Origin of the sequence: Xanthomonas sp. SHU 199 (assembly GCF_000364665.1) — a bacterium.
In the GTDB taxonomy this organism is placed as follows: Bacteria; Pseudomonadota; Gammaproteobacteria; order Xanthomonadales; family Xanthomonadaceae; genus Xanthomonas_A; species Xanthomonas_A sontii.
Map to the genome: position 1 here is coordinate 1 of NZ_AQOI01000550.1, position 6768 is coordinate 6768.

6 protein-coding genes are annotated in these 6768 nt (G+C 69.5%); 2 read left to right on the forward strand and 4 right to left on the reverse strand.

Translation table 11 applies throughout. From position 1 onward, the window contains the following. The first annotated feature begins 141 nt into the window (after positions 1–141). The gene (locus D183_RS0116395) at positions 142–1713 is read left to right on the forward strand and encodes an SDR family NAD(P)-dependent oxidoreductase (RefSeq protein WP_017909954.1); all 1572 of its coding nucleotides are present in this window, start codon (positions 142–144) and stop codon (positions 1711–1713) included. A gap of 96 nt (positions 1714–1809) precedes the next feature. On the opposite strand, the gene D183_RS0116400 is transcribed toward D183_RS0116395, so the two are convergent. From D183_RS0116400 to D183_RS0116410, 3 genes are all read right to left on the reverse strand, one after another. Beyond that, on the reverse strand, positions 1810–2340 hold the full coding sequence (locus D183_RS0116400) for a hypothetical protein (RefSeq protein WP_223875560.1): 531 nt from the start codon (positions 2338–2340) through the stop codon (positions 1810–1812). A gap of 114 nt (positions 2341–2454) precedes the next feature. After that, positions 2455–2877 (reverse strand): hypothetical protein, encoded by a 423-nt coding sequence (locus tag D183_RS0116405; protein ID WP_017909956.1) that lies wholly within the window; start codon positions 2875–2877, stop codon positions 2455–2457. A 154-nt stretch (positions 2878–3031) separates the two neighbouring features. Continuing rightward, positions 3032–3499: a metallophosphoesterase family protein gene (locus D183_RS0116410; protein ID WP_026144553.1), complete on the reverse strand. Its 468-nt coding sequence runs from the start codon at positions 3497–3499 to the stop codon at positions 3032–3034. A 365-nt stretch (positions 3500–3864) separates the two neighbouring features. Between D183_RS0116410 and D183_RS0116415 the strand changes: the two genes are divergently transcribed. Beyond that, positions 3865–5169 (forward strand): MFS transporter, encoded by a 1305-nt coding sequence (locus tag D183_RS0116415; protein WP_017909958.1) that lies wholly within the window; start codon positions 3865–3867, stop codon positions 5167–5169. Between the two features lie 68 nt (positions 5170–5237). On the opposite strand, the gene acpA is transcribed toward D183_RS0116415, so the two are convergent. Continuing rightward, a partial coding sequence (acpA, locus tag D183_RS0116420; RefSeq protein WP_017909959.1) for an acid phosphatase occupies positions 5238–6768 on the reverse strand: 1531 nt, incomplete at its 5' end.

Here is a 6768-nt window from a genome sequence, read left to right on the forward strand (position 1 = left end):
CCGGTTCCTCCGGCCCGCCGCGGCCCGTGCCGCCGCCGTTCCCGCTTCGGCGGGCGGTGGCGCCGCAGGGCCGCGTGCTGCCCTGTCGGCATCGTGCCGGCGCTCTGCCGCGGCTCGCCGTCGCCCATCCCCGGATCTGTCTTGAACGCCACTGCCCCCGTTTCGCCCGACGACCTGCCCCAGGCCGAGCGCCTGCGCATCACCCTGGACCTGCTCGAGACCATCGCCGCCGACCGGCGCGTGCTCGATACCCTGCCGGAAGCCGAGCGGGTGCGCCTGCTGCAGGTGGTCGCCCAGGTCTTCAATCCCGAGCCCAAGGCGCGGCGCAAGCTGCTCAAGGAACAGGCGCGCGAGCGCCACCAGGAGAAGGTGCGCAAGGCCGAGGAGCTGCTGGCGCAGACCGGCATCCGTGCGCTGCGGCGCAAACCGGTGTTCAGCACGCCCAACTATTTCCCGCCGCACACGCCGGAAGCGCTGACCCATGCGCAGGCCGTGGCCGAGGCGCCGGCGGCGCATTCGCCCGAGTTGCGCCACTGCTACGTGTGCAAGCAGAAGTACACCGAGCTGCATCACTTCTACGACCAGATGTGCCCGCTCTGCGCCGAGTTGAACTACTTCAAGCGCACCGAGACCGCGGACTTGCGCGGGCGCGTGGCGCTGCTCACCGGCGGCCGGGTCAAGATCGGCTACCAGGCCGGGCTCAAGCTGCTGCGCGCCGGTGCCGAGCTGATCGTGACCACCCGCTTCCCGCGCGACTCGGCAGCGCGCTACGCGGAAGAGCCGGATTTCGCCGAGTGGGGCCACCGCCTGCAGGTGTACGGGCTGGACCTGCGCCACACGCCCAGCGTCGAGGCGTTCTGCAGCGAACTGCTGGCCACTCGCAGCCGCCTGGATTTCATCGTCAACAACGCCTGCCAGACCGTGCGTCGGCCGCCGCAGTTCTACGCGCACATGCTGGCCGGCGAGACCGCCGCGCTGCACGACCTGCCCGAGCACGTGCGCCGGCTGGTGGGCCAGTACGAAGGCCTGCGCGGCCCCGATCTGCTGCCGGCTGGGGGCAGCACGCAGATGGCCGGGGCGGGCCAGGGGCGCAGCGGTGCCGACGGCCTGCTGCGCGCCGCGGAGCTGTCGCAGGTGCCGCTGCTGGCCGACGACCTGCTCGCCCAGCAGCACCTGTTCCCGGAAGGGCGCCTGGACCAGGACCTGCAGCAGGTGGACCTGCGCGGGCGCAACTCCTGGCGCCTGCTGCTGGACGAAGTGTCCTCGGTGGAACTGCTGGAGACGCAACTGGTCAACGCGGTCGCGCCGTTCGTGCTCAACGCGCGGCTCAAGCCGCTGATGCTGCGCACGCCCGAGCGCGACAAGCACATCGTCAACGTGTCGGCGATGGAGGGGCAGTTCTACCGCAACTTCAAGACCACCCGGCATCCGCACACCAACATGGCCAAGGCCGCGTTGAACATGATGACCCGCACCTCGGCGGCCGATTACCAGAACGACGGCATCCACATGAACAGCGTGGATACCGGCTGGGTCACCGACGAGGATCCGGCCGAGATCGCCGCGCGCAAGGTGGAGGAGGAGCGCTTCCATCCGCCGCTGGACATCGTCGACGGCGCCGCGCGCATCGTCGATCCGATCATCCACGGCTTCAACACCGGCGAGCACGTGTGGGGCCAGTTCCTCAAGGACTACGCGCCGACGGATTGGTGAGAGACGGCGCGCGGGGGCGGGCTGCGCCAGCGCGCCCGCGTCCCTGTTCCGACGATCGCCGCGGCCATGCCGGCGGCGTTGTCGTGCTTTCGGATGTCAGTCGCCGGCGGCCGCACGCCGCATGGTGCCGCTGTAGCCCCAGGCGAATTGATGCCACTGATCGGTCGGGGGAACGTCGAGATTGTTCACCGTGCGCTGCCAGTAGACGATCATCTCGTCATTGGATGTCCGCGCAAGCGTGAACGACGACGACTCGACCCAGACGCCATCCTCATCGCGTCCCGAGGTGGTGCTGTAAATGAGCGCATGCGGGCCGGAATTGCGCATGCGGAACTGCCCGGGCTTCATTTCCCGCCACGCGCCACTGACCAGGTTGTAGACGCGCACGTGCCAGCGCGAAACCACGAAGCGAAAACGCATGGGAAAGCCTGCGCTATCCACGTAGTGCGGCGCGTCGAAGCCGTCGAGCACGCCTTCCCAGCTGCCTTGAAAGTCGAAGCTGGCATCGCTGGGGTGGGCCAGGACGGGGCGCGGCCGATACGAGTAGAGCGGCGCGGTGATGGTGGCGCAGGCGCTCGTCAGCAGACACAACGCAAGCACAACGGCCCAGGGTCTACATGCTTTCATGGCACATGGCATCCGATTCGATCGGCCGGCAGCCGGTTCGACATGGTTGGTTCGTAAAAGGCGCATCCGGAGCGGAAAGATCGGACGATGCGCTCGAGGCTTGCCCAACGCCGCTCAACGGGATGGATCGGAGGTGGCCGTCGCTTCGCCTTGGTCGCGTTCGCGGCCCCAGAACTCCACCAGGATGGTCATCATCGTCCACACGATCAGCGTCGGCTGCACCTTGTCCGGCAGCAGGGCCTGGCCCTTGAGCATCACGTCGATCACCTTCGGCAGTGCCAGCACCATCAGCAGGGTGTAGATCGCGTACGCCACCCGGTGCCGGCTGCTGGAAATGAACAGGATCGAGATGACCAGGCTGGCGAGGACGCCCAGGACCACACCGAACTGCCAGGCGTTGAGGCGCTCGGTGCCGGTGAGCACCAGGCCCAGGACGGCACCGAAGAACATGTTCAGGCCGTTGAGATTGGCCTGGTACTCGTCCCTGGTCATGCGGCCGAGGCCGACCTTGCCGAACACGTTCCATACCTTGCGCATGCTCGCTCCCCATCGCATTGCCGCATCCTGGCGTCGCCACGCCTTCCGCTGGCCGCACGCCTCCCCGCCTCCACTGTAGCGAAGATCGCGCGCGTTCGTCGCCTGCCCGCCGCGTGTCGCGTGTCGGTGCGCCCCGGCGCGGGAACCGCCTGCGCTAGCCCAGGGTCTGCAACTCGCCGCGCGGGCCGGTCGGTGTCAGATACAGGTGGCCGAGGCTGATCGGCAGGCGGAAACGGCGCGGCCCGGCACTGCCCGGGTTGAGGTAGAGCACGCCGTCGCGGGTCTCCAGCAAGGGCTTGTGCGAGTGGCCGCTGATCACCACGTCCACGCCATCGGCGACGCGCGCCAGGGTCTTCAGGTCGTGGCGCACGTGCAGGCGCACGCCGTCGATGTCCAGGTCCAGGGTCTCGGGCAGCGCCTGTGCCCATGGCGCGGTGTCGATGTTGCCGCGGATCGCGTGCAGCGGTGCCAGTTCCCGCAGTGCGTCGAGCACGTCCGGTTTGCCGATGTCGCCGGCATGCACGATCGCGGCGCACCCACGCAAGGCCGCCAGCGCCTCGGGGCGGAGTAGGCCATGGGTGTCGGCGATCACGCCGAGATGCAGCGGTCGAACGGGACGCATCGGTGGCGCTTCCTGGTGCGTGACAGCGTGCAGGCTACCCGTTCGGACGTGGTGGCGTCGTTGCGACCTGCGCGTGCTGGCCTGTTTCGTGAGGCGATGGCGCCAGCGAGCCAGGCGCGGACGTAGAGATCGTATCGACATCGACGCTTGGTGCATCACCGGCGCGTATCGGGATGCACCCGATGTTGCATCAGCGGCAGTTCCGGCCTGGGCGTCGTACCGCTGTGCATTAACCCGTACGTAGCGACGTGCAGCGTCATGGCGGCATGCGTACGCGACGTGTTGTACCGTTGCCGCGCGCGCCGCCCGTGCCGTCGCACGACATCGCAAGGCGGTGCCGTTTCTTCTCCAGCAGACTCCGATCGATGACTTCTTCCACTACGCCCCCCGCCGCCGAGGCCGCGCCGCACGGCGCCGCCGCCGTGTTCCGCGTGGTCACCGGCAACTTCCTCGAGATGTACGACTTCATGGTCTATGGCTTCTATGCCACGGCCATCGGCCATGCGTTCTTCCCGTCGCACAGCGCGTTCGCCTCGCTGATGCTGTCGCTGGCCACGTTCGGCGCCGGCTTCCTGATGCGGCCGATCGGCGCGCTGGTGCTCGGCGGTTACATCGACCGGCACGGGCGTCGCAAGGGCCTGATCCTGACCCTGGGGCTGATGTCGGCCGGCGTGCTGTTGATCGCCTTCGTCCCCGGCTACGGCACCATCGGCGTGCTGGCGCCGTTGCTGGTGCTGCTCGGCCGCCTGCTGCAGGGCTTCTCCGCCGGCGCCGAGCTGGGCGGCGTGTCGGTGTATCTGGCCGAGATCGCCACGCCGGGCCGGCGCGGATTCTACGTGGCCTGGCAGTCGGCCAGCCAGCAGGTGGCGGTGGTGTTCGCCGCTGCGCTCGGCGTGGCCCTGCACGCGCTGCTCTCCGACAGCACGATGGACAGCTGGGGCTGGCGTGTGCCGTTCGCCATCGGCAGCCTGATCGTGCCGCTGATCTTCCTGATCCGCCGCTCGCTGCAGGAAACCCCGGAGTTCGCCGCGCGGCAGGCGCCGGACCTGGCCGGCATCGCCCGTTCGCTGCGCGCCAATGTCGAATTGATCCTGGCCGGCGTGGGCATGGTGATGATGACCACCGTGTCGTTCTACCTGATCACCGCCTACATGCCGACCTACGGCCGCGCCGAGCTGCACCTGAGCGAGCTGGACAGCCTGGTGGTGACCGGCTGCATCGGCCTGTCCAATTTCGTGTGGCTGCCGGTGATGGGCGCGCTGAGCGACCGCATCGGCCGCAAGCCGCTGCTGGTGTTCGCCAGCGTGGCGATGCTGCTGACGGTGTGGCCGGCACTGCAGTGGCTGGTCGACGCGCCCTCGTTCGCGCGGCTGCTGCTGGTCGGCGAGTGGCTGTCGCTGCTGTACGGCGCCTACAACGGCGCGATGGTGGTGGCGCTGACCGAGGTGATGCCGGCGGAGGTGCGCACCACCGGCTTCTCGCTGGCCTACAGCCTGGCTACCGCGACGATGGGCGGCTTCACCCCGGCGGTGTCCACATGGCTGATCCACACCACCCACAGCCGTGCTGCCCCGGCGTTGTGGCTGTCGCTGGCGGCGCTGATCGGCCTGGCCTGCACCTTGCTGCTGTTCCGCCGCCAGCGCGGCGCTGGCACGTTCCACGCCGCCTGAGTGCCGCATTGCCTGGACGCGGGGCAGGGCGGCGGCAGTCCGCCCCGCCCTGCGCAACCCGCGCCAGCCTAGGCCAGGTCCAGCGCGGCGGTGAGGTCGCCCGGCACCACGCCGCTGGCGGCGTGCATCGCACGTTCGCGTTCGACCAGGCCCGGCAACGGCTCCAGGCCGAAGCGGCGGGTGATGAAGCGCAGGATCGAGCCGGTGTCGTAGACGCTGTGGTCGACGTGGCCGCGCTTGGCGTGCGGCGACACCACCAGCGCCGGGATGCGCGAGCCCGGGCCCCAGCGGTCGGCCTTGGGCGGCGCCACGTGGTCCCACCAGCCGCCGTTTTCGTCGAAGGTGATGAACACGACGGTCTTCTCCCACAGCGGGCTGTTGCGCAGCGCGTCCACCACCATCGCGATGTGGCGATCGCCGGCGGCCACGTCGGAGTAGCCGGCGTGCATGTTGAGGTTGCCCTGCGGCTTGTAGAACGTCACCGGCGGCAACGTGCCGGCCTGCACGTCGGCGAGGAAGCGGTTCTCCGGGGCGGTGTCGCCCAGGCCGCCGTCGCGCAGCCGGCGCGCCCGCGCCGGCGTGCCTGGGGCGAGGTTGGCGAAGTAGTTGAACGGCTGGTGGTGGATCTGGAAGTTGGGACTGCCCGGGAACTCGCTGGTGTCGCCGGTGTCGCCCTTGCCCTGCACCGCCAGCGCCCAGCCGCCGGCGTACCAGGCCCAGTCCACGCCCTTGGCGTCGAGCGCGTCGCCGATGTGGCGGTGGGTCTGCGGCGGCAGCGTGTTGGGGCTGTTGGGGTCGGCGTAGTCCGGGCGCGTCGGGTCCTGGCTGGTGCTGGGCTGGAACGGCGGGCTCAGGGTATTGATCGCCCAGAAATCCGGGGTCAGCGCGCCGTTGCGCACGAAGCGCGGCCGGCCGTTGAGCGCGGTGCCCGGCGAATCGTCCTGCACCGCCAGACGGATCTCGTCGGGCCGGTCGCTGGCCAGCACGCTGATCTGCGTCCGCCCCGGGCTGCTGTCGGCCTTGGGGTAGTACGGCGCCTGCGCGGCGATCAGGTACTGGTGGTTGAGGAACGAGCCGCCGAACGCGCCCATGAAGAAGTTGTCGCACAGCGTGTAGTCGCGGGCCAGGCTCCACAGCCGTAGCGTGGCCGGCGCGTCGGCGTAGTGGCCCATCACCAGGCCGCCGGCGTCGCTCCACGCGGCGAAGCCGTCGTTGCGGCCGCCGTTGATCTGCATCTGGTTCTCGTAGAAGCGGTGCACCAGGTCGCGGGTCACGATGCCGTGCGGCAGCAACTGGCCATCGGGCGTGCGCAGCGCGAACGGCGCATTGGGCAGCGGCCCGATCGCGTCCTCGCCGATCTTGTAGCGGCGATGCGCCACCACCTGTTCGTCCGGCGCCAGTCCGCCCCAGATCGGCGGCAGGATATCGAGCACGCTGCCGTCGCGGTCCACCTGCCGCGCCTGCGCCGGCGTCACCTTGGACAGCGGCTGCTGCAGCCCGGGGAACTCGGGGAACAGATTGTTGAAGCTGCGGTTCTCGGCGTAGATCACCACCACGTGCTCGATCTTCTGCCGCAGCTGCCGATCCAGTTCCGTCGGC

Excerpts from the sequence above, each read along its gene's own strand:
- D183_RS0116400 (WP_223875560.1), bottom strand. The coding sequence starts at position 2,340 with ATGAAAGCATGTAGACCCTGGGCCGTTGTGCTTGCGTTGTGTCTGCTG.
- D183_RS0116405 (WP_017909956.1), bottom strand. The coding sequence starts at position 2,877 with ATGCGCAAGGTATGGAACGTGTTCGGCAAGGTCGGCCTCGGCCGCATG.
- D183_RS0116410 (WP_026144553.1), bottom strand. The coding sequence starts at position 3,499 with ATGCGTCCCGTTCGACCGCTGCATCTCGGCGTGATCGCCGACACCCAT.
- D183_RS0116415 (WP_017909958.1), top strand. The coding sequence starts at position 3,865 with ATGACTTCTTCCACTACGCCCCCCGCCGCCGAGGCCGCGCCGCACGGC.